Source organism: Paenibacillus barengoltzii NBRC 101215 (assembly GCF_004000745.1).
Taxonomy (GTDB): Bacteria; Bacillota; Bacilli; order Paenibacillales; family Paenibacillaceae; genus Fontibacillus; species Fontibacillus barengoltzii.
Genome location: NZ_BILV01000016.1, coordinates 67,312 through 91,372, shown reverse-complemented (window position 1 = coordinate 91,372; position 24,061 = coordinate 67,312). Strand labels below are relative to the sequence as shown.

19 protein-coding genes, 5 tRNA genes, 1 pseudogene and 2 riboswitches are annotated in these 24,061 nt (G+C 43.0%); of the genes and pseudogenes, 17 read left to right on the top strand and 8 right to left on the bottom strand.

The genetic code is table 11. The annotated features are described in order from the left end of the window. The first annotated feature begins 25 nt into the window (after positions 1-25). The 5 genes from PBA01S_RS07330 (at position 26) to PBA01S_RS07310 (ending at position 743) form a co-directional block, all read left to right on the top strand. Positions 26-102 (top strand) — tRNA-Asp (locus PBA01S_RS07330). A gap of 21 nt (positions 103-123) precedes the next feature. Beyond that, a tRNA-Lys gene (locus PBA01S_RS07325) sits at positions 124-199 on the top strand. 17 nt (positions 200-216) lie between these two features. Then, positions 217-291, top strand: a tRNA-Gly gene (locus PBA01S_RS07320). A 9-nt stretch (positions 292-300) separates the two neighbouring features. Next, positions 301-374 (top strand) — tRNA-Arg (locus PBA01S_RS07315). A gap of 287 nt (positions 375-661) precedes the next feature. Then, positions 662-743, top strand: a tRNA-Leu gene (locus PBA01S_RS07310). 224 nt (positions 744-967) lie between these two features. Here the strand turns inward: PBA01S_RS07310 and PBA01S_RS07305 are convergent. From PBA01S_RS07305 to PBA01S_RS07290, 4 genes are all read right to left on the bottom strand, one after another. Then, on the bottom strand, positions 968-2,788 hold the full coding sequence (locus tag PBA01S_RS07305) for a hypothetical protein (protein WP_127575689.1): 1,821 nt from the start codon (positions 2,786-2,788) through the stop codon (positions 968-970). Positions 2,789-2,829: 41 nt separating this feature from the next. Beyond that, a complete protein-coding gene (locus tag PBA01S_RS07300) occupies positions 2,830-3,156 on the bottom strand; it encodes a hypothetical protein (protein WP_127575688.1) in 327 nt (108 codons plus the stop codon). A gap of 419 nt (positions 3,157-3,575) precedes the next feature. After that, positions 3,576-4,211, bottom strand: coding sequence for a hypothetical protein (locus PBA01S_RS07295; protein ID WP_127575687.1), 636 nt, complete (start codon positions 4,209-4,211; stop codon positions 3,576-3,578). A gap of 119 nt (positions 4,212-4,330) precedes the next feature. Continuing rightward, positions 4,331-5,605, bottom strand: a complete 1,275-nt coding sequence (locus PBA01S_RS07290; protein WP_127575686.1) for a hypothetical protein — start codon at positions 5,603-5,605, stop codon at positions 4,331-4,333. A 152-nt stretch (positions 5,606-5,757) separates the two neighbouring features. Here PBA01S_RS07290 and PBA01S_RS07285 point away from each other — a divergent pair, with 152 nt between their 5' ends. The 4 genes from PBA01S_RS07285 to PBA01S_RS07270 all read left to right on the top strand — a co-directional run bounded on the left by PBA01S_RS07285 (position 5,758) and on the right by PBA01S_RS07270 (position 9,219). Then, positions 5,758-5,943 carry a hypothetical protein gene (locus PBA01S_RS07285; protein ID WP_127575685.1) on the top strand — a complete coding sequence of 62 codons (186 nt, stop codon included), beginning with the start codon at positions 5,758-5,760 and terminating at the stop codon, positions 5,941-5,943. Positions 5,944-5,997: 54 nt separating this feature from the next. Continuing rightward, on the top strand, positions 5,998-6,210 hold the full coding sequence (locus PBA01S_RS23320) for a GNAT family N-acetyltransferase (RefSeq protein WP_371859506.1): 213 nt from the start codon (positions 5,998-6,000) through the stop codon (positions 6,208-6,210). Between the two features lie 804 nt (positions 6,211-7,014). Then, a riboswitch (cyclic di-GMP riboswitch) is annotated at positions 7,015-7,100 on the top strand. Between the two features lie 105 nt (positions 7,101-7,205). Further along, positions 7,206-8,735, top strand: a complete 1,530-nt coding sequence (locus tag PBA01S_RS23090) for a sensor histidine kinase (RefSeq protein WP_127575683.1) — start codon at positions 7,206-7,208, stop codon at positions 8,733-8,735. Next, the gene (locus PBA01S_RS07270) at positions 8,623-9,219 is read left to right on the top strand and encodes a LuxR C-terminal-related transcriptional regulator (RefSeq protein WP_255315308.1); all 597 of its coding nucleotides are present in this window, start codon (positions 8,623-8,625) and stop codon (positions 9,217-9,219) included. Before PBA01S_RS23090 ends, PBA01S_RS07270 begins: the two co-directional genes overlap by 113 nt. Before the next feature lie 190 nt (positions 9,220-9,409). Here the strand turns inward: PBA01S_RS07270 and PBA01S_RS22720 are convergent, their stop codons facing one another. The 3 genes and pseudogenes from PBA01S_RS22720 to PBA01S_RS07260 form a co-directional block, all read right to left on the bottom strand. Beyond that, a complete protein-coding gene (locus PBA01S_RS22720; RefSeq protein WP_164744114.1) occupies positions 9,410-9,586 on the bottom strand; it encodes a hypothetical protein in 177 nt (58 codons plus the stop codon). A 451-nt stretch (positions 9,587-10,037) separates the two neighbouring features. Then, positions 10,038-10,601 (bottom strand): tyrosine-type recombinase/integrase, encoded by a 564-nt coding sequence (locus PBA01S_RS07265; RefSeq protein WP_255315307.1) that lies wholly within the window; start codon positions 10,599-10,601, stop codon positions 10,038-10,040. Continuing rightward, a pseudogene (locus PBA01S_RS07260) lies at positions 10,598-13,518 on the bottom strand (Tn3 family transposase). Before PBA01S_RS07260 ends, PBA01S_RS07265 begins: the two are co-directional and overlap by 4 nt. Positions 13,519-13,761: 243 nt before the next feature. Between PBA01S_RS07260 and PBA01S_RS07255 the strand changes: the two are divergent. From PBA01S_RS07255 to spoIIP, 4 genes are all read left to right on the top strand, one after another. Then, positions 13,762-14,130, top strand: a complete 369-nt coding sequence (locus PBA01S_RS07255; protein ID WP_127575681.1) for an ArsR/SmtB family transcription factor — start codon at positions 13,762-13,764, stop codon at positions 14,128-14,130. Next, entirely contained in the window at positions 14,123-16,513 is a 2,391-nt protein-coding gene (locus tag PBA01S_RS07250; protein ID WP_127575680.1) for a heavy metal translocating P-type ATPase, read from the top strand. The genes PBA01S_RS07255 and PBA01S_RS07250 overlap by 8 nt, the downstream gene beginning before the upstream one ends. A gap of 147 nt (positions 16,514-16,660) precedes the next feature. After that, positions 16,661-17,278 carry a class I SAM-dependent methyltransferase gene (locus PBA01S_RS07245; RefSeq protein ID WP_127575679.1) on the top strand — a complete coding sequence of 206 codons (618 nt, stop codon included), beginning with the start codon at positions 16,661-16,663 and terminating at the stop codon, positions 17,276-17,278. Beyond that, the gene (gene spoIIP, locus PBA01S_RS07240; RefSeq protein ID WP_127575678.1) at positions 17,223-18,191 is read left to right on the top strand and encodes a stage II sporulation protein P; all 969 of its coding nucleotides are present in this window, start codon (positions 17,223-17,225) and stop codon (positions 18,189-18,191) included. Before PBA01S_RS07245 ends, spoIIP begins: the two co-directional genes overlap by 56 nt. A 145-nt stretch (positions 18,192-18,336) precedes the next feature. On the opposite strand, the gene PBA01S_RS07235 is transcribed toward spoIIP, so the two are convergent. Further along, entirely contained in the window at positions 18,337-20,496 is a 2,160-nt protein-coding gene (locus PBA01S_RS07235) for a copper-translocating P-type ATPase (RefSeq protein ID WP_127575677.1), read from the bottom strand. 406 nt (positions 20,497-20,902) lie between these two features. Then, a riboswitch (cyclic di-AMP (ydaO/yuaA leader) is annotated at positions 20,903-21,036 on the top strand. A 4-nt stretch (positions 21,037-21,040) separates the two neighbouring features. Between PBA01S_RS07235 and PBA01S_RS07230 the strand changes: the two genes are divergently transcribed. From PBA01S_RS07230 to PBA01S_RS07215, 4 genes are all read left to right on the top strand, one after another. Continuing rightward, complete coding sequence (locus tag PBA01S_RS07230) at positions 21,041-21,511, top strand: C40 family peptidase (protein ID WP_127575676.1); 471 nt, start codon at positions 21,041-21,043, stop codon at positions 21,509-21,511. 146 nt (positions 21,512-21,657) lie between these two features. Then, positions 21,658-22,089 (top strand): BlaI/MecI/CopY family transcriptional regulator, encoded by a 432-nt coding sequence (locus tag PBA01S_RS07225; RefSeq protein WP_127575675.1) that lies wholly within the window; start codon positions 21,658-21,660, stop codon positions 22,087-22,089. Then, positions 22,076-22,933 (top strand): M56 family metallopeptidase, encoded by an 858-nt coding sequence (locus PBA01S_RS07220; RefSeq protein WP_164744113.1) that lies wholly within the window; start codon positions 22,076-22,078, stop codon positions 22,931-22,933. The genes PBA01S_RS07225 and PBA01S_RS07220 overlap by 14 nt, the downstream gene beginning before the upstream one ends. Before the next feature lie 202 nt (positions 22,934-23,135). Further along, complete coding sequence (locus PBA01S_RS07215; protein WP_127575673.1) at positions 23,136-24,056, top strand: beta propeller repeat protein; 921 nt, start codon at positions 23,136-23,138, stop codon at positions 24,054-24,056. The last annotated feature ends 5 nt before the right edge of the window (positions 24,057-24,061 follow it).

Genomic DNA, 24,061 nt, shown 5'->3' with positions numbered 1-24,061 from the left:
CCAGAGGATGGCATTATTCTCGTGTGGAGCCGTGGTGTAGAGGCCTAACATGCCTGCCTGTCACGCAGGAGATCGCGGGTTCGAATCCCGTCGGCTCCGCCATTTAACTTCTTTGTTTTGTACGAGCCATTAGCTCAGTTGGTAGAGCACCTGACTTTTAATCAGGGTGTCGAAGGTTCGAGTCCTTCATGGCTCACCAGTTTCATATTTGATTATGCGGACGTGGCTCAGCGGTAGAGCATCGCCTTGCCAAGGCGAGGGTCGCGGGTTCGATTCCCGTCGTCCGCTCCATAATCATACGCGCCCTTAGCTCAGCTGGATAGAGCGTTTGACTACGAATCAAAAGGTCAGGAGTTCGAATCTCTTAGGGCGCGTTCCCTTTGCCGGTGTGGCGGAATTGGCAGACGCGCGCGACTCAAAATTGTACGCGCCTCATGTTTTACGCGCCGAACCATTCCGTTCCTTGATATATAAAGGTTTTCCGAAAAGGGCACCGCGCTTTAGTCGGTGGACCCGCACCAAACTCCCCAAAATTCAGCCGATTTTGGAGGACTGCGCTTTTGTTTAGATGTAACGCGGTCAGGTTGTACGCGGCTGGTGTGTCGAGGATAACTCGATGTAGCATGCAAGTCAAGCATGACAAATTATATATTTTTATTGTGCCGGCGTGGCGGAATGGCAGACGCGCTCGACTCAAAATCGAGTGGGAAACCGTGGAGGTTCGAGTCCTCTCGCCGGTACCAACAATGAAATCAAGCTCTTGGGATCAGGAATCCAAAGGGCTTTTTTAATGTTCAGGACATTATGGATTGGCAGTAACAGTACGACATCGAGCTGTTTAGAAGAGATATTCGGGATCAACCTAAAAGTATAGTTCGGTGAAGAACACATTTTTGGAAAACGATCTCGATAAAAAACAAAGCAAGCGAACCTAGAGATAGTCCGCTTGCTTTGATCTGCCTGCCCTTCACCACCATTTGTAGCTGTTGCGCTCCAGCTTCTTCTGATCCGAGTTCTTTTCATGATCGCGTTTTCCGAAAAATTCGTCTTCTCTCGCGATCGTTGGGTCATACCAGTCCGCTTTGGCTTTCGCCCATTCCACCCACTTCATCGACTTGGGATCGAGGTTTCCGGATGCCTCCACTGCGGCAATATAACGCCTTATTTTGCAGGCGGTATCGTAGTCCTCCGAAAGATTTTCCAAAGCGAGCGTTTGCTCCACTTCAGCATTAAAGCGTTGTCTTCGCTCCTCTTTTCGCCGCTCTTCTTCCTGGCGTTTACGTTCAGCTTCCTCGCGGGCCTCGCGCTTTTGTCGGCGAATATCGGAAGCTTCGTAAAACGCAATCATGATATCGCCAAGGCGATCTTCGATGACGTATGATTTGCAATCGCGAAAGTTTTTTGCGGCATATATTGAAAAGCTGATTCGGCCATTGTAAACATAGTCATACTTTCTGATTTTTGGCTTTGACGCCCATGAACTGCGGCGCTTGTCTTCCTCATATTTCAGAAGCTGCATATTTTCTTCTTTCGTGGGAATATGCTTGACCTCGTCTTGCGCTTCTGAAACCGATATAGAGACAGTTTCCCCGTTGACTATAAATTTAAGATCGCTGGTAAGCGAACATCCTAACGGCTCCATGGCTTTGATTAGCGCATCAATTATATGTAACACCCGAGGTAATGTTTCTTCGGACACCGTGTCGGCAAGAAAGAGAGGAGAATCCTTGGCACGCCGATTGAAGCCTATTGCTTCTTGTTCTTTGCGTTTTTTTTTCCATTCCATGACTTCTTTGCGATGAGCAACAATTGTTGGGTGCATCTTCGCGTTTTCGTTAGGTATCCTGATTTGTGTTGCAGTGGAAAGCACGACTGTTCTCTCTTTCTCATTCAGAAATGCGAGAGTCTCTTTTTCAATCTGAGGTGTATACTCAGTTCCGGTTCTTACGCCTGATTTCTTAGCGGGCTTGCTGCTTATCGGGAGTGGTATTGGATTAACCAGTTTACCCGCACGAAGCTTGGCCCAGTATCCGACCGGAGGTGTGGGAATATCAAAGGACTGGCAGACTTTACGGATCGCAACATCCGAGACACCATATCTTTTCGCTACTTCGGTTACCGGCACCATCCATACTTCTTTGTACAAGGTTTCTCTGTCATAAATATTGTAGGTTTGTCCAGATTGCTCGTACGTTTCAGGTTGTCCGACCGTTTGAGTAGATTCGCTGGTATCGTCTACTGAAACGGACGGTGTCTGTTCCTCGACTAGTAACACAGAAGATTCAAGCGTTGGTGAAGATTCGCCGACAGCTGTTTCCATCTCCGCTCTAACGGAATCCTTTTCAGAAATCGCTCGATGTTTCTTTTTACGAGCGGCCGGTACGGTTCTGTAAATGAAAATCCTCTCATCCGCCGGTTCCGGTAGTTCCAGTTTGGTTACAGGCTTGTTGAAATTGAGCTTGGTCCAGTATCCGGACGGAGGAATCGGAATGCCAGCTTCCTTAATCTGTTTCATTAGATGAGCATAGGGAAGATTATATTTTTTGGCTACTCCGGCGACAGACATTTCCCAGATTTCATCGTATAATTGCTTACGTGTTATTACGATCTCCGAATGCTCTGGCACAGCGTTCACCTCCTTCCCTTCCTTGGATAAGCTCTTTGCAACAGTAGAAATGCGAGCCTTTGGCTCAGACATGACCTCCTGTTCTATTTGCATGGCTTGTTGATTTTCTTCTTCCGCATCAGCAGTACCCGCCGCAGCACTTTCTTTTAGCGGTTCATTCACTGTCTGTGGTGCGAGAATAGCGTCAAATTGTTTGATTCCCCCTATCCCTCGTTTTCGCTTAATAGAAAAACCAGGTCCCGTTTCATTTCCTCGAATTGATTAATAATCGTATTCAAATTTTTCTCGATATTCTCGACCTGGACAGCATTGATTTTTCCGTGGTTATAAGCAATGAGACGTTCCGGCACGATGGTATAGGACCAACTTTCTCTGTAGCGGTCTTCGTTGCGGACCGCAAAACCGATGGGCAACAAGTCGTTGCGCATGCCGAGTGTCAGCATGTTCGGGGATATACCCAAATAATCTGCAGCGATTTTTATTGTGATTTTGGGGATATTTCTGATCTCTTCATCCGAATACTTCACCATACGTTTCACCTCCTTGATCCGGTTCCGACGTCACAATCAGACTGGCGACAATCTATAGAAAGATATTGGTCTTCGGTATACCATAAACTTTCTCGTACAATATTTCCGAAATTCGAAAATTCTTATTCATCAACCACGAGAAGAATACCTAGCATCGGTCATGTCTGTGTATCCAGATGAGTTTGGCTTTGCTGAGAATCGTCTTGGAAGCTTCTCCTATCGAGAAAAAGATATGAAGTTCTCCATATATGACCTAAATAAGTGGGAGTCGCGAAAAGCCGCGCATTATGTTCTTAATTTAGTCTTTAATCCTCAAAATATAATCTATCGAGATATTCAGGATTTTGTCTATTCACTAGTCGAGAAAGAGGTTATCTTTAAAGTATAGTCACAAGACATCGGGCCAATCTGGCCCGATGCTACTTTTGCACAGGGACGCACCATTTGCAGTGGGTTTGTTTATTTATATACTGGCTTCTTTGGACAGGGTTATATATTTTTGAAGGATGTTCATGAGCAACAATATATTCAGGTTTTAACCTTTCTGAAATCCAGCATGCAGAGTTACTGTCATGAGGATCATAGTGTTCAGATATATCGTCTATTTGCCATTGAGGCAATAATTCTAGCGGGACATCACAAACAAAAATAGTGGGGATTCCGGTACTGGATAGCATATCGTGATATTTCCCATATATGTCTTTATCTAATTGTGCAGCAATTGCGGCAAGGTATTCACTCCCCCAACATAAATAGTGTCCGCTTTCGCCCAGGAGTTCTTTTTTAAACAAGCTGAAATAGACATGCTTGGAATCGGAAGGTTGCAGTGTAGGGTCGTAATCCATAACTGTGTTTACTGATATTCCAAATGTGGCAGTGGCAATTTGACGCATTTCCTCTACATTAAAAGGCTTTATGCCCTCTGAAAAGTAGCTTTCCATATCAATAGGACGACAGGCATGATACGCACGAATATGCGTGTAATGTCCAAGGTCAATCCCTTGTTTCTTATTCCCTTTATCATCAGGTACAAATACTTTTTTGTTATTCTCCATCATTCTAACTCCTTCGGCACGTTGCCTGACGGCTCGTGCCATTTTTTGGGGCATGATCTTCTACCGGTAAAGTCAATTCTCATATTCCAACAGGAAAAAACGATCTCAGCTACTTCCAGTCACTTTTGAAGTGAAAGAGCGTATTCCTCCGTATTGTTGAGCAAATCGATTTTTTGCTGCAGTTTGACTACGAAGCTCAAGAAGTCGGTGCTTTTCTTATTTTCCAATTTGAATGAGTTGATGATATTTTTGATGGTTTCGTTTTGCTCGGAGGTTAATTCATCTATAATTAAAATGATCCTTAAATTAGAACGGAATGCCTTGTCCAGCAAGCTGTGAAGATTGTATGAAATGTTCTGTTCTTTGATTTCGGGGTCCAGTTCGTGCATCCACGTCGCTGCTTTGGACATGATCGAATCATCCTCGTTGATGTATTTGATGATTTTTCCGGACCACTTATGAATTGTATCTTCTCTGATTTTCGTGTCTGTAGCAATGCTAAAAGTGGATGCAAACCGCATTAGCTGCGGGATAATGTGTCCATTTAGATGCTCGAATTTTTCCAAACGTGTTTTTTTGTATCGTCCATAACATTCGTATTCAATTAAGTTAACTTGAATGGGCATCGTTTTATTATCGGGAATGAAGCGGACGAGCACTGCATCTGGGTAACCGCTGATCCCAGCGATCATTTTGTTATTAGCATCTTTTTTAGGGGCAGTCATAAACATTCTGTTTTGTGGGATAAGCACGGACCGATGCTCGGAAAAATCATCGAATAAATGATAAAAGTTAGCGTTGACCAGCGGCTCCAGTCCTTTGATTTTGTCTGTTTCATTCTCAAATTTGACCGTGACATAGGTGCTCGTGATGTTGATTTTAACATCGGGAACAGTGTTCAAGACTTCTTGGTAATTTTCTTCAGTCACCTCATCCGTGGACCACTCTTCAGCATCAGAAGGGTTACCGTTGCAGTTAATCGTAAAAGGCTGTTCGAATTTGAACAGATCATTGGTTCGATTTTGTTCAAAGCCAGTCTGAAGCAACTGCAGAGCCGTCTCATCGGTTATGGTTTTTGCGGATTGCACATATTTGAGGCTCCAATACTTTCCACCGGCTTGCTCCAGAATGCTGATGTCAAACGGTTGGCAGTATTCGATTTCGCAAAGAGTGAAACATTGAGGATATTGATCGCTGTCTTTCCAAGGCCGAAAATCGGTAGGTTCTTTTAGTTTACCGCGAGCTCCGCATAGTGATTTATTTCCTACTTTCACTACAATATAGACCCGGTCATTCACGTTAGCGACTCTTTTCGTAAAGCCGGCTACTTGTTGATTGACGCATGTATAATAATTTTCCAAAGAAGTTCCACAATGTAAGATACGCTCTCCCATGTCCATCATCCTTATCTTATGATTAAATTACCAATTTCGACATGGTTAGTAAAAATCCTTTCTGGTGTAGTAACTGAAAGAGAGAAGGGTTTGTTATGCATAGAAATATACCTATTGAAGTTTAGAAAAATATTAAGAAAGAGGATGGTACAATGCTAAAATCATTTGATATACCAGATACTGATTTTGATGGTTTACGTCTTTTGTTAGAACAGTTGACCTCTGATAAGGTCGAAGTACAAAATTATTTAGGTGGAAGGTCGCTAAGAAAAGTTGAAATCAATTCTGCCGAAGGAAAAGTTAGACTAGACTTACGTTCAGAGCTTTATTTCCATTAAGGTGTCTATTATCAAAGCCTGATTATTGGTGTTATTGCATTGGCCCCTGAGCGGATGGGGATTGGGACAATAGTGATCGAATGGTTAAAAAATTATGCCAGAAGCAAAGGTTTTGAACGAATTTGTATCGAAAATGCTAACACGGAGGCGAGTATTGGATTGGCAAGGAAAATGGGTTTCATTAATGTCCCTAGTAGTCCAATTATTCAAGAGGTTCTCAAAATAGAGGCGTCGCCTGATTATCATTTACTGCTAGTAAGATCATAATTACTTTTTATAGTATATTTTAGATCTAAAAAGTACCCCCAACTTCGAGAGAGTTGGGGGAGTTAATGCTTACATTGATCATTTCTGTAATATTCCGATACTCGTAACAAATTATTGGCTAACCTAGAACTTGGTTTCGGTTGATCACTCCCATTTCGAATTGATTTACAGCATCATTCTATGGTTAGATACCTAGACCGTATCCGGCGAATGCCTATAGTCAAACGCCCTTTTTACCATTTTTGATACAAAGCCAGATTCGCAGGACTTTGGAATTCTTCGAAAACTCCGCACGGATGGCCTGTTACAGAAAAACAAAGAAGAACCCCAAGCGAAAAGGGCAAGGGGTTATAAAGCAGGTGATTTGCTTTGATTCTAATTTATGAACAAATGCTTGCACATGTTACAGAAAACGAAAAGTCGCTGCTGTTCGAAATCCATATTTCCAATTCGGATATTACGATTTCGAAATGAAAATAAATAAGGAAAGTTTTGTAACTCCATTCTCGCAAAAGCTGGAATCTTCTAGTATAATATGTCTATAAAGCGAGGATTAGACAGGAATTTGGACTATATCTTCCCGCTTGTTATTAGGACAAAGGTCCGTTTTCGGTCGAAACTGTGCTTCTATTGCTTATCTTAATGAAGGACTTGAAAAGAGGGAGGGATTTGATGTCGAATCTATGTAGGTAGTAACACCTCTGTTAAATGACATTATGAGGTCAGGCGAGGGATTCGATCATCGCCATGGACGAATGGGTTATGAAGTAATCTCCGATTGGTTGTCCAAATAAATATGAGCTGAAGGAAAAATGGCAAACCCGCTCGAAAGACGGGGACGCAAAGCCACGGGTCTGCGGCCGTAAGGCTATGATCGCCGGGTTACCCTAAAAGGCAGGCTTCCGGAGAAAAGGCACGTTAGGGTACGTGTCTTTTTTGTCGTCTATGTCCGATTCCGAATAAGCCGAGGAACCTCATCGAGGGAGGGAACTGAAGTGGTGCTTGTATTGTCATTATTGTTGATGACCGCCATTCTGCTATTCGCCCATCCGAGAAGCGAGCCAAATCGTTGGGCCGGTTCAGTCGCTTTTTTCTCTGTACTCGGAGAGTTGAACATCGCCATAGATGAGAATTTAATTCCCGTAATTGTCCCCTTGGCTAACGATCCAATTATAGCCGGACTGGAGTGGGTAAAAGAGGTTTTTTACTTCTTAGCCTTGTACATGCCTCCTTATTCGTTGTTGATGTTCAGCTTGAGCTATGCGGGGTGGTTTCAACGGCGAAAGAGTTGGAAGCGCTCCACCATCGTTGGGGCACTGATCCCGGTTCTGATCATGTTTCTTCTACCTTCAGAGGCTTCACGTGATACACATCCGATACCGCTCTGGGCAATGATTTATTACGCTACCGCAGCAGTGCCATGCTTGAGGTTGGCATACCGTGAAGTTGATGAGAGGATCATGCAGCAACACCGTGTGGTCTGTTGGATTGTTGTACCGTCGATCAGTTTTGTACTGCTTTTCGATTATATTCTGCCTTTGCTCCGATTCTATCCGCCCTTTGATACCAAACGTGCTGTTTTAACGGTAGTATGCATTTGCTTTTTTGTATTTGTTGTTCGTTACGGTGTATTGGGTGTCCGAATCCGATTGGAATCTACACCCCAAGAACCATATGGGAACACCCCGTTTACATTTCAATTCTATCATGCTTTAAAAAGTGAACTGGGAAAAATACAGGTCGCGGCCAGACGCATATTTAATCTTGCCCAACGAACCGAGCAACAGGAATTGTATCGGGACACATCTCATCTGATCGATGCTACCGAGCGGATAATGGCAATAGCTTTCCGTTTTCGTCATTCATCACAACAGTTGGTATTATACGAGCAGTCATGTATTATAAATGAACTCGTTGAGCAACTATTGAATAGCTTGGCGGGAGAATTTTGCAGCAAGAATCTTAAAGTCCGAAAAAAATTGGATGAATCGATTGTTTTGTATTGTGATTCCGTTCACGTGCAACAAGTCATGAAGAACCTCTTCTATAATGCCATTGAAGCGATGTCCAAAGGAGGGTGTCTGACAATAACGTCGAATCTCTCGCAAGAAACGATGGATATTACCGTTCGTGATTCCGGTTGCGGCATCGCTCCGGAAGCCATGCCATATATTTTTGAACCTCACTTTACAACCAAATCGAACGAAGGGAATGATGGATTGGGGTTATTCTACAGTCATGAAGTCATGCGTCACCATCAGGGATCCATCGAGGTACAAAGTCTAATCGGAATCGGTACGTCATTTACGCTTCATTTTCCCATCCAAAGAGTCATTCGTCATTCACCGCCATTGAACCTATGGGAGGGAGACCATGAGCAAGATCAAAGTACTATTGGTGGAAGACGATCCGGTGTGGAACGAATATATATCCGAAACGGTGAATCGGGAACCGGATTTGTTTTTGGTCGGAACGGCTCAGACGAAAGTCAATGCAATTCGCATTGTCAGTATGTTAGACATTGATGTGGTGCTATTGGATGTGGTGCTGGATGGGAAAAAGGCAGACGGGCTTGACGCGGCGCTCGAGATTGGCAGCATGAGTAATGCGAAAGTCATCATGCTTACAGTATTAGATCAGGCAGAGATCGTTTCTGAGGCGTTCGGCAACGGTGCTTTCAATTATATTCTCAAGACGGCGCTTGAAGATATTCCGGAGGCTATTCGAGCCGCATATGCGGGCCTATCCTCCATTCATGCTTCTGCCGCAGGCGTGCTTCGATCCGAGTTTGTACGAATGAAGCAACAAGAAATGCGCCAAAAATTAACGCGAACCGAAGTTGAAATCCTCCGTTTTATTCACAATGGTCATACCCGTTCCGCAATTGGGGAACATTTGCATATAACAGAGAGTACTGTCAAAAAACATGTGAACCGAGTGATTCGAAAACTGAAGGTGCACACCGGCAGGGAAGCTGCCAAGAAAGCAAAAATGAAAGGGATATTATAGCGTCCATGTGTATTGATATTGAAAGTCGCGAATAGCACCTAACCATTACAGGTTAGGTGCTATTCTATTTAATTGGCATCTATTTAGGTACAGCACTCTCGTAGAAAACCATCGAAGAACTGAGGCTGTCGTGCGTGCCAATCCGCCAGGGCCTGCGTAGCCAACCGTCGGTTGATTTCTGACGGAACACTTATGCTTTAGTATCTATCTTTTGTCCGCGATACTGATCCTGTATCTCTGACTTGTGCTGCTGCTGTACTGTTTCAGTATGTTGGTGATTTGACGATATTTTCTTAGTCCCTCCGTGCATATTTTCCATCCCGCAATTCCTTGGCATTGCTGAACTCGACACACCGCTTACTGCCATAGATATTCCTCCTCAATCAAATTTTGCTACTCGTTTATCGTAGCACTTATTTGTGTCGTTCCTATGTGGATTTAATGTAGTGAAACATATTTATCTTCTTATTGCCGTCAACTGAACCCTCTTTTAATTTCGTTCTATTCTATCAGTGTTACGAATAAAAATAGAGTAGTCATCAAAAACGAAGAGAAGGGGATCAATGATGCAAACCAAATTGAAAGGGATCTGCTTGTCCGTATTTCTAGCTTCTTTCTTTGTCTCATTAAAAGAGGTAGTACCAGCGTCGCTGATACTACCAGCAAACGTATGGGTTAACTGGGAATTTATTAATAACCTGATTATATTCAAGCTGCGCATCAGTGATCGCCAGCTTTGAATAGACTTCCAGCGATTTTTGACTTTCATGGCCGGATTATGGCTGAATCAACGCATCGTCGATTCCTTGCTTCTTCTGTCAGGTTAGCAAGAAGTGGCGGAGCTTGTGTGGTGATAAATTCTGAGTCAGTCCGGCTTCCTCGGAATACTTGGCCAAAATCTTTCGGATTCCCCGATCCGTGTATTTTTTCTTCCAGAAGGACTCAAATAAATACACAGCCTGTTTCTTTCTCATCGAATCTACATGCATGGCCAGCAGTTCTTTGAAGGACTGAGGGAAAGGAACAATCCGATCTTTGCTCCCTTTCCCTTTGTTAATCCGGATCTGGCAGTAATTAAAATCGATATCCGTCAGTTTTATATGGATTAATTCACTGACGCGGATGCCGGTATACATCAAGGTTTTCACGATCACCATATCCTGAAAATTCTTTGCCTTCCAGACGACCTCATAGTATCGTTTTAAATCTTCTTCGGTCGGGACATAGGGCAATTTTTTTGAAGCTTTCGGCACTTCGATTTCAAGCCTATCTCTGAGGTGATGAAACAGTCTTTTAAGGTAAGCATAGTCAGGCCGTTCTGCCCGCAGGTATTTTGCCAATTCGCGGGCTTTCTTTTTTGCAGATACACGTTTTTCAATCATGCCAATTCACCTTCTAACGGAATTCGTTCCTTCATGTCCAGACGGAATATGCCATACGGATTCACGTGGGTATTAATTAACGGAGTTAAAGCCCGTGAATCTTCTGGAGTCATCAGGTCAAACCATTCTCCGATAACACATTTTGAAACATGATGGTATTGATGTACATCAGACAATTTTGTAACAGATGCAAGGATAATACGGCCATTTCCTGATCTTCCATGCGATTCGTGGCAATTTCTCCACCTTTTCCATAGAAAATAAAGCTGTTGGCCGAGTTCCAATTCTCTACGACATTTAATCCCTCGTTGATTTCGCGGCGCAACTCCTCGGAGTTTAAATAGTTACAGAGGAAGATGGTTATTTAGGTTGCTTCAGGTTATTCCTGGTGAATCGTTTCAGGATGGCTTCAGTCTCTGCAGTACCCAAGCGTAAAGTCGTCGCATATTTCATCATTTGGTCATACTGCTGCCGGATCAGCTTCCAGTTGATCGGACGTGTCAGCACCGTTTGTAGATGAGGGTAAGCATCTGTCATTCCTGCCTCCGCACGATACAGCTTTTGGGAGTGGATCGCTTTTAATCGCGGCATGAGCTGAAAACCCAACAAATTGCAAAAAGCAAAAGCGACTTCACTTTGGCCGTGAGAATCCTCATAGTTTTTCTCTAGTTCCATATCGGTACAGTGTCGAAGCAGCCCTTAGATCATAGCTGCAATCTCGGAAGAAGAACATGATTTGAGCTGAGAGTAGATGTAAGTAGAGTTTTTCTCGACATGCCAGTAAATCATCACGCCGCGGCCACGATACCGAACATGCCACTCTGTCATCAGATTCTGATACCAGGCCCCGAACTTCTTGGAGTCGGAGGCGCAAGAAGTTGTTCCTTCTCCCCATATATCCTGCATCCGTACCCGAAAGATCGCATTGAACACTTCAGCAATGACATTGCGCAGGTTGTCTTTGTGAATAAACTTGCGCCGCACATAAAGCAGATCCTTATAGCTCTCACCATGATCACCGGTACTGACCCGTTTTAAGCCATTATTGGTTCCTAAACCGTAAAGAGAAAGAATCAAGCGTTTCTGCAGCGTCTCCCGATCCAAAATCTCGCGGTTGGCCACCGTCTTGAATTATTCCGTAAATGAAACACGCAAATCTGTCTCCTTAAATATGTCCAGCAGGCTGGTCATCGGCCAGCGACGTGCAATTTCAACTTTTACTCGTGCTAAATGGGTCGGTTCTGGCTGCGGCTCCAAAGGGAAGACAGAGATCCAGCCGTTTCCCTTTTCTGTAATTCGCACTTTGGGGTTCTTGGGCATGCCATCATTCAGCTTTTCGAGTCCTTGAATCATCACTTGTTTCAGTGCAGCAATAAACGAATCCGCAGCTAAGGGCTGATTCAGTGCCTTGTAGTTTTCTTCGCGACGTTCTTCGAAATCGGACGGAAGATCTTCATCCGGATTCCGGTACCGATTAGCTCCAGGTACCCAGATTTCTTTGCAACGCAATTTATCCCGCAGCATCTATAAAGCGCTGATCTCGTAATTGATTCGGTTCATCAGTTCCTGTCCTTTGTCGTCTTTTTCGATAAGGATATCTTTGTATGCGGTACGGATGACACCATCGATCGGAATGTCATTAGATAAAGGGAAATAATGCAGACCGGAGTCTGCGTACTTTTTGATCAACTCCAATGCACGTATAACAGGTTGGTGAACCTCATTATTGGAACGAAAATTAAGAATGCAGAGAATTTCCGGAACCATCCGACGGTAATGGCTGCCATAGGAGGCCCGGATGACGGTATGGATTTTTTCGCGGTAAGCTGGACCGGTATGTTTAAATTCTTTCACCAGATCCTTTAAAGTTTGCTCGTAGACGACCGGGTACAACACGTCTTTGATGATGCCATCAAGATGGCTGATCGCGGTTTGCGCCAGATTAAACAAGATCCCGTATTTGTTACTGACTCTTCGTAAATCCTTCAGACTTTCCTTTTCTACCTTGCATTCTGCACCAACCCCGATACGATGAATGATCTGAATAAGGAGATCGACCAGGTTGTCCGATATTTCCATGCTGCGGAGCCAAAAGAAAGCCGCTAGTAGCATGTATCGAATCGGCGCAGGATGACGGCGCAACTCCCGAATATCCTCAGTGGACACACGCTGCCGATATTTCTTCAGCACTTTAGGAGGAATATCCTTAAACAAATCGACCGGAAGTTCTAAATTTCGAATCGTGCGAAGCTTATTGATTTCTTTTAACACACTCTCAAGTCCTGCTCGTCCAGATCAGCTTTCAATTCATGAAACGATAACTGTCCATGCTCTTCTCCGGAAGCCTCTTCGTCATCGGTTCCCAAATAAGCGATGCGATCAATCAAAGAGTCTAGCTTGGTCAGGGGTGAGGAATGCAGTTTTTGATAGGTCGTTTGGAAGAAACTTTCTTCGTGGCGGATCGAATGAGCCGTTCGATGCGCTCTGGGGTAGGAGGTGCGATTTTCAGCTCACGAAATCGACTGTAGACATGTTCCTTTAGGTGTTCAATATCATGATCATGATGCAGGACATGTTGGCCTAACCATGTCGTCATTTCCTCTACGTCCTCTATCGTATCCTCACGGAAGCCAAAGAACTTGCGGATCTGTGTCCGATGATACGTGATAGAGGCCCCTGACCAATCGTACCTGGCATACAGTTCCGAATCGGAAAAAATCTGTTTGGCAATGTAGGCAATCACAGCTTTGGGGACCTCGAACTTGTGCGTCGGAAAACGGGCTTCATTTTGAAAAAACTTCAATAACACAGCAAATCCAATCCTGGTTTCCCCCGTTTTATTTTCTATCAACTTCATTTCGTTCGGGAGTATGGTGAAATGCTCAATCAACTCATCCAGTTCCCAATTTCGTTTCATGATATCCCCTCCGGATAAAGTTCCTATAATGGTCAGTATCGGAACAATCAAAATGAAGTTAGTGTATCTTGCCTTCTATAATTAGGCAAATCATCGATTGATCACAACGAAGTTCCGATACCAAAAAGATTTTCGGAACTTGAATATTTTAGACATTTCTGCGAAATAATCAAATCAGTATTTGAATAATTGAAAAAGTGTTGTATGATAATAATCAAACAAATATTTGATTGAGGTGGTTCCGTGGAACATGTAGATACTTGCGAGATCTTTTGTTTTGACGAGCATAAGGTCAATCGGGTAAAAGAAAAGCTAAATAGACATAATTTTAAAGATATGACCCAAATCTTTAAGGTTCTCGCTGATCATACGCGGCTGAAAGTGGCCTATGCGCTTTGCGATGAGGATGAACTTTGTGTTTGTGATGTAGCCAATATTATCGGCTCCACCATGGCAACAGCTTCCCATCATTTACGGCTGCTGCGAAATATGGGCATAGCCAAGTACCGCAAAGAAGGGAAGCTTGTTTTCTACTCACTGGAAGACGAGCAGCTCAAACAAATGATCAGGCTCGCCATGAAGCATCAGAAGGAGGTTGTTGGCGTTGAGTAGAGTATCGGAATCTTCAGATCGTAAACACGTATACCGCGTTGAAGGATTTACATGTGCGAATTGTGCCGGAAAGTTTGAGAACAATGTAAAGCAGCTACCCGGGGTTCAAGATGCGAAGGTGAATTTTGGTGCGTCTAAAATCGCCGTTTACGGCGATGCAACGGTTGAAGAACTGGAGAAAGCTGGGGCATTTGAGAATTTGAAAGTCGTCCCGGAAAAGCCTGTACGTGCGGCAAACCCGATTGTGACCGAGGGCAAACAAGTATTCAATGTTCAGGGATTTACATGCGCGAATTGTGCCGGAAAGTTTGAGAATAATGTTAAACAGATTCCTGGCGTTCGAGATGCCAAAGTGAATTTTGGAGCTTCGAAAATTGCCGTTTATGGCAATGCAACAATTGAAGAACTGGAGAAAGCCGGCGCCTTTGAGAATCTGAAAGTAACCCCGGAAAAAGCCGAACGGGGAGCTGCCCAAGAAGTTAAAAAGGAAGTCAAAGAGCCATTTTATAAAAAGCACAGCACGTTATTGAATGCAGCTTTACTGATGGTGTTCGGTTACCTTTCCCAGTATGTAAATGGTGAAGAAAACCTGGTTACTTCCTTGCTATTTGCAGCCTCGATCATCATCGGTGGATTCTCACTCTTTAAAGTTGGCTTTCAGAACTTATTGCGATTTGAATTTGACATGAAAACCCTGATGACCGTAGCCATTATCGGCGCGGCGATCATTGGGGAATGGGCGGAAGGCGCAATTGTCGTTATTTTGTTCGCTATTAGTGAGGCCCTGGAACGATTCTCGATGGATCGGGCAAGACAATCGATTCGTTCCTTAATGGACATCGCACCAAAAGAAGCACTGGTCCGACGCAACGGGCAAGAAATAATGATTCATGTGGATGACATAGCGGTAGGCGACATCATGATCGTGAAACCCGGTCAAAAGATCGCTATGGACGGTGTGGTTGTCAGTGGCTACTCTGCCGTTAATCAGGCAGCGATTACCGGTGAGTCCGTGCCAGTTGAAAAATCGGTTGATGACGATGTCTTTGCCGGTACGTTAAATGAAGAAGGTTTGCTTGAAGTAAAGGTAACGAAGCTTGTGGATGATACCACTATTGCAAAGATTATTCACCTGGTTGAGGAAGCACAGGGTGAACGCGCACCTTCGCAAGCCTTTGTTGATAAATTTGCAAAGTATTACACACCCATCATCATGATCGTGGCCGCTTTAGTCGCAATCGTTCCGCCGCTTTTATTTGATGGAAGCTGGGCTGCTTGGATTTATCAAGGGTTATCTGTACTTGTCGTGGGTTGTCCGTGTGCACTCGTTATTTCGACGCCAATTTCCATCGTATCGGCTATCGGAAATGCGGCGAAAAAAGGCGTCCTTATCAAAGGCGGCGTTTACCTCGAAGAAATGGGGGCCTTAAAGGCCATTGCGTTTGATAAAACCGGAACCCTGACAAAAGGCGTCCCTGTAGTAACGGATTACAACGTATTTAGCAAGGAGACCAATGCGTCGGAATTGTTGTCCGTCATTACTGCATTAGAGTATCGTTCCCAACATCCGCTTGCCTCAGCCATCATGAGAAAAGCGGAGGAAGAGGACATTTCGTATTCGGATATCAAGGTTGAAGATTTTTCGTCCATTACAGGGAAAGGGATCAAAGGTATTGTCAACGGAACGACCTTTTACATTGGAAATCCGAAACTCTTTAAGGAAATGCCAACCGCTCTTTTCAGCAGCGAGCAGGAGCAGTTGGTCACTAGTCTACAGAACCAAGGCAAGACGGCCATGGTTGTCGGAACGGATCGTGCCATTCTCGCAGTAATCGCGGTAGCGGATGAAGTTCGCGAGTCAAGTAAAGAGGTTATTCAAAAGTTGCATCAGCTTGGCATCAAAAAAACGATCATGCTTACCGGTGACAACAAAGGTACGGCCAAGGCCATCGGCGGACAAGTTGGCGTATCGGATGTTCAGGCAGAACTGCTGCCGCAGGATAAATTAGACTTTATTAAACAACTGAGATCCGATTACGGGAACGTAGCAATGGTTGGGGATGGTGTCAATGATGCCCCGGCGCTGGCAGCTTCCACGGTTGGCATCGCCATGGGCGGAGCCGGTACGGACACGGCGCTGGAAACGGCAGACGTGGCTTTGATGGGTGACGATTTAAGAAAACTGCCTTTCGCGATAAAACTAAGCCGAAATGCACTTCGCATCATCAAACAAAATATCACCTTTGCACTTGCAATTAAGTTGATTGCTTTGCTACTCGTTATTCCGGGCTGGCTCACGCTGTGGATTGCCATCCTTTCCGATATGGGGGCAACGCTCCTGGTTGCATTAAACGGTTTACGACTCATGCGCACGAAAGAATAAAAAGTAAAGGGCTGCTGCGAGTCTAATGGGCAGCCCCATTTTTCTGTTAAAACGTAACTGTGAATGGCTGGCGTTTTGTTTGGCCATTCTCACATATTGTTATGTTAATAGTCTTCGTCTATTAAAGGTAAAGGAACGTAGTCGAATATGAATAATCATTGGAATAAAGTGATCTTTCGATTTTGGGCACCCTTCTATGATTACCTCTTTAATTCGGGGCCTTTTCTAAAGGCTCGGAAAAAGATTTTTGAGAGTCTCGAAATTAAGCCTAAAAGCAAAATTCTTTTTGTGGGTGTCGGTACCGGAGCAGACCTGAGATTCATTATGGGCAAGGATGTTTCTGTAACAGCAATCGACCTTTCACCCGAAATGCTTGATCGAGCCAAGAAAAAATATGACTCCCCAAACATTAAGTTCATGGAGATGGATGCGGAAGATTTGACCTTTTCACCTGAATCATTTGATATGGTCATTGCAAACCTGATCTTATCCGTCGTCCCCAATCCGGATCTATGTTTTCAAGAAATGATTCGGGTTACGCGAACAGGGGGACGTATAGTTATCTTCGATAAATTTGCCCCACCATCCGAGGATTTGTCTTTAATAAAAAAAATCGTACGTCCTGTTATAGCAATTATGGGTACCGATATCGGCCGTCATTTTGAACCAATTATCATGCCGTACAAAAACCATTTTCGAGTGGAGGAAGATGCTTCAGCCCTGTTTAACGGCATGTATCGAAAAAAAGTACTTCGCAAAATTTGATCCGTATTTTTTCCAAACGTTTGCGGGTGGTGTCAGCGACGCTGGTACACCCCTAAAAGCCATTCCCGCGTACATTGAACTAAACGGATCTAAGGCGCCTACCTTACCAGAAAAAGGTCAGGTTCAGATGGTAATGGAAGAGAAGACTAACATACATAGATCAAGCAAGACAACAAAAGTAGAGAAGCCGAAACTAATATCTTCCGTGAAAAATCCAGTGGTATCCCCAGTTGCAAAAAAGATGGTTCAAAATAGAGAGGCAGTACAATCGGAACAACCTCGAGTTCTGATTTACCATACCCATAATCGTGAATCTTGGCTGCCGGAACTTCAAGGCAAAACCGCTCCCAATGAGGCCTTCGAATCCAAAATAAACGTTACTTTATTGGGAAAGGATCTATCCAAAAAATTAAAGGCAAAAGGAGTGAGTGTGGTCCAATCTGCTGATGATTATCCTAGTAAAATAAGTAATTTCGAGTACGTAAAATCGTACACCTATTCCAAGGCTACATTGAGCAAGGAGCTCTCTAAACATAAATCCATAGAATATGTATTTGATATACATCGAGATTCGGAATCAAGAAATAAAACAACCATTCTGTACAACAATGTGAATTACGCTAAGTTATATTTTGTTGTCGGACGGGATAATCCCAATTGGAAACAAACCAAAAACTTTGCAAATCGGTTACAGAATAAATTAAACGAAAAAATACCTGGAATCTCCAAGGTCATTTACCAAAAGGATCATTCCAGCGGGAATGGTCAATATAATCAATCGCTTGCCGAGTTTAGCGCACTCATTGAAATCGGCGGTGTAGAAAACGTATTAGAAGAAAATTATCGGACGATATCGATTTTGGCAGATGTGATTCATGAAATTTGGCATGAAGATCATAATTCGGCCATTTAATAAACATGATTTGATAATGCCCTATTAACCGCGGGCCGAAAGGATAAGCTTTATGTAAATATTTTGAATATGAGGACTTTCTGGTTCAAAGTTTGATACATTCTTAGGCCAAGAAACTCCTGCCGAAATGGCAGGAGTTTTTTGCTTATAGTTTCAATAATTTGGCATTGATGGCTACAATGACGGTGCTTAAAGACATCAGGATGGCGCCGATCGCGGGGTCCAGAATAATTCCAAACGGCATTAGGACGCCTGCAGCAAGCGGGATGGCAACGATGTTATAACCTGTCGCCCACCATAAGTTTTGCATCATTTTGCGATAGGTCACTCTGGAAAGCTTAATGATATTGACGACATCTTGCGGATTGCTCTTGATAAGTACGACGTCAGCTGTCTCAATCGCCACATCAGTGCCCGCACCGATCGCGATCCCTAAATCTGCCTTGGCAAGCGCTGGAGCATCGTTAACTCCATCTCCGGTCATCGCTGTACGCAAACCTTCTTTTGTTTGAATCTGGTCGATTTTATCCGACTTTTGATGGGGGAGAACTTCGGCGAAGATTTCATCCAAGCCTAGCTGCTTACCGACATATTGGGCTACCTTTTGGTTATCCCCCGTTAACATGATGGATTTAACTTCCATATCTTTCAGTTCCTGAACGGCATCTTTGGCTGTATCTCGGATCATATCTGCCAGTGCGATCATCCCGGCCACTTGACCATCAACGAGGATAAAGACAACGGTTTTCCCCTCTTGCGACCATTGATTAAAGCGTACCTCATCAAACGGAAGGTGCTTCTCCTTTACGTATACAGGACTTACCCCCATAATTTCCTTACCATCCACAACCCCTTGGAGGCCACTACCCGGGAGTGCTTTGAAGTCAGTCACTTCTTTAAGCTGAATCCCTTTTTCCTTTGCAGCTTTTGTAATGCCTCGGGCGATTGGATGCTCGGAATGTGTCTCTACGCTCGCTGCATTGGTAAGAAGTTCCGTCTCGGAAGATACGTTTCCGAGATGGATATTCGTAATCCCGAATTCCCCTTTGGTTAAAGTTCCTGTTTTATCGAACACAATGGCTTGGATATTCCGTGCACCTTCAAATGCGGTTCGGTTGCGAATCAAGAGCCCGTTCTTCGCGGCAAGCGATGTCGAAGTTGCAATAACAAGCGGAGCGGCGAGCCCTAACGCATGTGGACATGCGATTATCAACACGGTAACCATACGTTCCAAAGCAAAGGAGAGCGAATACCCGAGTGCAATCCATGCGGAAAAGGTGAGAATCCCTACCACCAATGCACCGTAAAAGAGCCACTTAGCGGCACGGTTCGCCAGATCCTGTGCTCGGGACTTGGAAGCCTGGGCTTCTTGAACGAGTGCAATCACTTGCGAGAGGTACGTTTCTTTGCCTACGCTCTGAACGGAAATCTTGACAGAGCCCTGACCGTTAATGGAACCACCAATGACTTGGTCGCCAGCTTGTTTTGCATTCGGTACGGATTCGCCGGTCAGCATCGATTCATCAATCAAGGTTTCGCCTTCAGTAATCTGACCGTCGATCGGAACTTTTTCACCCGGTTTCACGAGTACGATATCGCCTTTTTTTAGTTCAGTGACATCGATTTCGATAATCTCGCCGCTTTCTTTTACCAAATGTGCATCGGAAGGCATAAGTTTTGCGAGCTCCTCTAAAGCTTTAGTGGCCCCCATGATGGACTTCATCTCAATCCAATGCCCGAGTAGCATAATGTCGATTAACGTGGCAAGCTCCCAGAAAAAGTCTGTCGTGGTGAGTCCGAAAGTAGAGCTTGTACTGTAAACATACGCAACAACGATGGCGAGACAGATGAGAGTCATCATGCCCGGGTTTTTTACGAAAAGTTCATCCTTAGCCCCTTTAATAAAAGGCCAGCCCCCATAGAAGAAGACAAATGAGGACAAGAGGAACAGAAGGTATGTATCCCCCGGAAATCGCCAGCTTACGCCCATGAACATTTGAATCATTGGGGAAATGATTAGGATCGGAATCGTGATAATTAAGGATATATAGAAACGTTTCTTAAAATCTTCAACCATATGCCCATGATGGCCGGAATGATCATGTCCGCCAGCGTGCATAACATGGTTTCCATGTTGGTGCTCATCATGCTGATGATGATCCTCGTGTCTTACATGCTGATGTTGCTCATGCTCATCATGTTGGTGATGTTGGTGTTCGTTGGGTTCGTGGTGCTGTTCTTTATGTTGATGTTCAGAAGAACGACGGGAATGATCGCTTTGATCATGTTTATGATTGTTATTCATGATCTTGCTCCTTCGCATAATTTGTTATTTTTAAGTATTTAATTTAACCTCTATGTGATATTTTAATCACCACCTTCCCTGTTCTTATTCCAACATGGACATATTGTAGAAGAGGCTATGGCATTCTTAATTTCATCTTATAAAGGACATATACACTATGTAAGAACGGTAACTAAATAATTAAAATCTTGTAACCCTACAAGCAGTAGTATAAATATGGTATATTGATAATGTCAATTTTCGATACGTTCTTATTTTTATAAAAATCATCTGTTTCGACATTTCTAATAGCTTCCGAAAGCCCTCAGTAAGTGATTAAACATTCATATTACATTTTTTGTACTTCTATAAAAATAAGGATTGACAAAATAACAGAAAATAGACTACATTATGTAGGGTTACAAAAAATTAATTTTTGCCGAATTTCTTAACAGAAAACGGGGGAACCAATTTTGGGTGAATTATTCTTTTCGTAAAAAGAATATAGGGAACCTTCTACCGAACCCTCAGCTAACTCCGTAGGCATCGAAGGGAGACTACATATTTGAGAAAATTGATCTTATCGACATTAGGTGCAGCACTTATTTTTTCAGCGAGCGCTACCAGTTCCTTTGCTAGTTCGGCCAAACTTGAAAATGAAGTAGATAAAGTGGTGGGGACTCCTTACTTGTATGGAGGTACAACAGTAGCCGGTTTTGATTGCTCGGGTTTTATTTTATATGTTTTTGATAAGTTCAATTTGGATTTGCCTCGTACGTCAAAAAGCCAGGCAAAAGAGGGAACTCCGGTGGATCAGGACAAACTTCGAACTGGAGATTTGGTATTTTTTAATACGGATGGGAAGGGTATTTCTCATGCAGGCATCTATATCGGCGACAATAAGTTTGCACACTCTTCAAGTAGTAAAGGTGTAAGAATAAGCAGTTTGTCAGAATCTTATTATAAAGAGCGGTATGTTACTGCAAGGCGTGTTGTGAGTGAGCAGAGTTATCTTAAAATGATTGGTCAAGAATAACTATAAAAAGGACAAGCTGTAAGAAATTATCGGCTTGTCCTTATGTTTTACAAAAATAATCATCCAAGGAGGATGATTATTTTTGTAAATTGACCAATGAAAGTTTATTAACTACAATATGTAGTATAGGATGAAAGGGTGAAAGCATGTCTGTTAAACGGATGTATTTAAACGAGGAGGGGCTAAATCGCTTTTTTGGCTCACTAGAAGCTCAAATCATGGAGATTATTTGGGAACATAATAGAATAACAATTAAAGAAGTTCAGTCTCTTCTGGAGGATGATTTATCTTTCAATGCTGTGATGACGGTGATGAATCGCTTGATTGAAAAAGGGCATCTGAAGAAAACAACAATAGGGAAGGGGAGAGCCAGGCAGAGTTATTTTGAACCTGTACAAAGCAAGGAGGAATTTATTACCGAACAAACGAAAACTGTTACGGTAGGTTTAATTCACGACTACGGGGACTTGATGGTAAATCATATGGTCGACGCGATGCAGCAGGCCGATCCTCAGTTGATGAAGTTATTAGAATCACGTTTAAATGAATGGAAAAAAGACCGTCATGATAACCATTAAAAAGCATGACATCATTTTTTTCTTGATGATCGCTATTGGATTACTCCTATGGATTAATATGGCAATTTATATGTTGCATGAAATTTGGGGATATTCCATCCAATGGGGAATATTGGAGTATTGCCTTTCTGCTCTAGGAGAGAGCACAATGATACACCAGTTCATATTAATAGGATTGAATATCGTTATTATATACAGCCTTCTAACATTTTTTTACATCTTGTTCAAACAAGTAAATCTAAAAAAACAGTGGAATAAAGAGGTTCGATTCAAATCGGATATTTTGTTAACGGAAGCGATAAATAGAACATTTCAACAATTTAATGGAAAAATTATTGTTATTAAAGACCATTCACTATTCGCTTTAACTTATGGATTTGTTCGACCGAGAATTGTCATTTCTACCAAGATGCTGGCATGTTTCGATCAAGAAGAGATTACAGCGGTATTGCTGCATGAATACGCTCATCTAAAAAAATTCGATCCTCTTCGTTCGTTAATCATAAATATCATAAAAGACAGTCTTCCTTTTGTACCGATTTTTAAAAAAATGCATTATTTCATTCATGTTTGGATGGAGATCGATGCCGATCAATATGCCATGATGCACATGGGGTCCCCATATGCTTTGGGTAGTGTGTTATATAAATGTGCGAGTTCAAATCATCAACGATTACCCATCGGGGTTGGATTTGCGGATGATCCCATCAATTATCGGATACAAAAATTAATTGAACCGAGTTCTCATATCAAAATTCCAATGATGGATATCCCCCCTATGGTTATATCTTTTAGTGTATTCATCACGTTTGCTGTCATCATGTTATTTAACGGCTGCACATAAAAGCCGTTTTCTTTTTCGTTTTAAAACTACGTATTGTAGTATATAAAGTGGCTCGATGGTTCATATTAAAAGCGATAGGAGAACAGATACATGTGTGGAATTCAGCCAGATTATATGAAAATGGCCATGATGAATTGATTAACGTTATGAGAAATCCTTTATACGGTCTTGTTGATTATCATAAATGATTAGGAGAATGATCATGTATAGAGTAAAAAAGAAATTGTCCTGGGGATTTGGTTTTTACTTAGCAGTAGCTTTGGTCACAATTATCATATTTGCAATATGGGGTGGAATTAAAAAAGCCAAAGAATCAGAATCAAATTTGGCTTCTTTGATCCCTGAGTCCGACACACATCCACACGTCTTTAGTTATGCACCCGATGACACAACGGTTTGGATAGGTACACATACAGGTGTATATGAACTTATTGATCAAAATTGGCAGAAAACTTTTGAGCCTATTAAAACCAACGACGTGATGGGAATCGAAACGGATTTCGAGAATCCTTCAAAAATATATGCTGCAGGTCACGGATTTGTGAAACGATCTATTGACGGCGGGGATACGTGGGAAACGATTGAAAATGGACTTCCTAATCAATCCAAACCCAATGAACCAGATGCGCATTATTTAGTTATGGATCCTGTCGATCCAAATCGTTTATTTACCTTGCTGGCAGGTTCAGAGAACAACTTATATGAAACAAAAGATGGGGGCGAGACATGGCGAAACATAGGCACTCTGCCTGAAGGTGCCTACTCCATTACGGTGCTGCCGGGAGTTCCTGCTTCCTTCTTGGCGGCCACGGAAACAGGACTTATTCAATACATTGTTAATGAAGGTAAGGTTCAGAACATGCAGTTAACCAATGAACCGGCATATGGGGTGCTTTATTTAGCAAATGGGGAGGTCATCCTTATGGCGGAGAGCGGATTTCTAAAAACAAAAGATTTGAAAAACTGGTCAGACCTTCATGTTGACTTAAAGGGCGAAATGCCACTCGGCATCAAAGCATCGAAACGTGATCCCAACCGGCTGCTCATTGTGACTGACCGCTATTCTGTTTTTGAAAGCGACAATGGCGGCAGTAGCTGGTCACTGAGAGCAAGTATTGAATAAACATA

Excerpts from the sequence above, each read along its gene's own strand:
- PBA01S_RS07300 (WP_127575688.1), bottom strand. The coding sequence starts at position 3,156 with ATGGTGAAGTATTCGGATGAAGAGATCAGAAATATCCCCAAAATCACA.
- PBA01S_RS07295 (WP_127575687.1), bottom strand. The coding sequence starts at position 4,211 with ATGGAGAATAACAAAAAAGTATTTGTACCTGATGATAAAGGGAATAAG.
- PBA01S_RS07290 (WP_127575686.1), bottom strand. The coding sequence starts at position 5,605 with ATGGGAGAGCGTATCTTACATTGTGGAACTTCTTTGGAAAATTATTAT.
- PBA01S_RS07285 (WP_127575685.1), top strand. The coding sequence starts at position 5,758 with ATGCTAAAATCATTTGATATACCAGATACTGATTTTGATGGTTTACGT.
- PBA01S_RS23320 (WP_371859506.1), top strand. The coding sequence starts at position 5,998 with ATGGGGATTGGGACAATAGTGATCGAATGGTTAAAAAATTATGCCAGA.
- PBA01S_RS22720 (WP_164744114.1), bottom strand. The coding sequence starts at position 9,586 with ATGGCAGTAAGCGGTGTGTCGAGTTCAGCAATGCCAAGGAATTGCGGG.
- PBA01S_RS07265 (WP_255315307.1), bottom strand. The coding sequence starts at position 10,601 with ATGATTGAAAAACGTGTATCTGCAAAAAAGAAAGCCCGCGAATTGGCA.
- PBA01S_RS07245 (WP_127575679.1), top strand. The coding sequence starts at position 16,661 with ATGAATAATCATTGGAATAAAGTGATCTTTCGATTTTGGGCACCCTTC.
- spoIIP (WP_127575678.1), top strand. The coding sequence starts at position 17,223 with ATGCTTCAGCCCTGTTTAACGGCATGTATCGAAAAAAAGTACTTCGCA.
- PBA01S_RS07235 (WP_127575677.1), bottom strand. The coding sequence starts at position 20,496 with ATGAATAACAATCATAAACATGATCAAAGCGATCATTCCCGTCGTTCT.
- PBA01S_RS07225 (WP_127575675.1), top strand. The coding sequence starts at position 21,658 with ATGTCTGTTAAACGGATGTATTTAAACGAGGAGGGGCTAAATCGCTTT.
- PBA01S_RS07220 (WP_164744113.1), top strand. The coding sequence starts at position 22,076 with ATGATAACCATTAAAAAGCATGACATCATTTTTTTCTTGATGATCGCT.
- PBA01S_RS07215 (WP_127575673.1), top strand. The coding sequence starts at position 23,136 with ATGTATAGAGTAAAAAAGAAATTGTCCTGGGGATTTGGTTTTTACTTA.